This window comes from Oleiphilus sp. HI0125 (genome assembly GCF_001635355.1).
Window position 1 is genome coordinate 1 of the sequence record NZ_LWGF01001072.1, and the last position, 1,191, is coordinate 1,191.

Genomic DNA, 1,191 nt, shown 5'->3' on the forward strand with positions numbered 1-1,191 from the left:
AAACAAGTATTTATTACAGATAGTGATTCTGAACAGAACCACAATGTTCACGACGCAGATGAACAATGTAGCTTTTCGGCAGGTGCCCTAGCCCATTTGGCGAGCAACTTGTCGCACACGCAATTCTCGCCTACTCAAGACTTCATCCGCTCAGGATCAATTAATGCGATTTCGCGTAAAACAAGTTTTCAACGCGCGCGCGCCCCTCCTATGACGCTCTCTTGAGCACAGTCATCAACAATTAGATTTAACTTCATTGCTAAGCCAGTGTCAGCCTGCTTATTTTTCTAAGCATGCGCGTGCATACATTGTGCTTGATGAAGACATCCTCTAGATTCAGACCTGTGCTCCACCTAAAGCCAATATTTATTCATTTTATTAGGACAAGAGCATCATGAAACTTTCACACTTTACTGCTATCTCAACATGCGCCCTTTTGGCTGCCTGCTCATCAGGCGGCTCTACTAACGTCAACGCCCTACAAGAACAAGATGTTTCCATCGCATTTGCAGCAGAAGCCAATAACGTATCAATTGATTGCGATACACAACTGACAGGCCTAGGCACAAACAATACCAATGCTGATATCAGAGAGTTTAGATTCTATGTGCATGACATCAGACTTACAGATGATCAGAGTAATGAGTATGCACTGGACTTAGAAGACAACTCTTGGAACCACGAGAACGTGGGCTTGCTCGATTTCATGAACAAAGATACGAGCTGTTCGGGCGCTACGAAAAATACAAACACTCAGGTTGAAGGAACCGTGAGCGCTCCAGCCAATGTCGCGTTCACTGGCATTACCTTTTCACTTGGCATTCCCTCTGAATTAAATCACGCAGATAGAGCAACGGCCGTAGCACCATTAGATCAGACGAGCATGCATTGGAATTGGCAAAATGGTNACAAGTTTGCGCGACTCGACGTAGCACCAGTCGGCGGAATCATTCGACCAAGCGACCTTGGCTTTTCAGCTTCTTCATGGAACTTTCATCTCGGGAGCACCAATTGTTCTGGAGATCCTCAACTCGGTGAAACCGTGACATGTGCGCGTCCGAATCGCNCTAAAATAGCCTTAACAAACTTCGATCCAAGCAGCCAACAAATCGTACTGAACTTCGACAACCTAGTGAGCAATTCAGATCTGACTCAAGATCTAGATGGAGCGCCAGGGTGCATGTCAGGCGC

The 1,191-nt window shown here is 46.1% G+C and carries 2 protein-coding genes; both read left to right on the plus strand.

Annotation, left to right across the window (positions count from 1 at the left end; translation table 11 throughout):
• Window positions 1-225, plus strand: a 225-nt coding sequence (locus A3762_RS28455; RefSeq protein ID WP_231878857.1) for a hypothetical protein, incomplete at its 5' end; no start/stop codon positions are given.
• A 169-nt stretch (window positions 226-394) separates the two neighbouring features.
• Window positions 395-1,191: MbnP family copper-binding protein (locus A3762_RS18370; protein ID WP_068757035.1), on the plus strand; the 797-nt coding region annotated here is incomplete at its 3' end.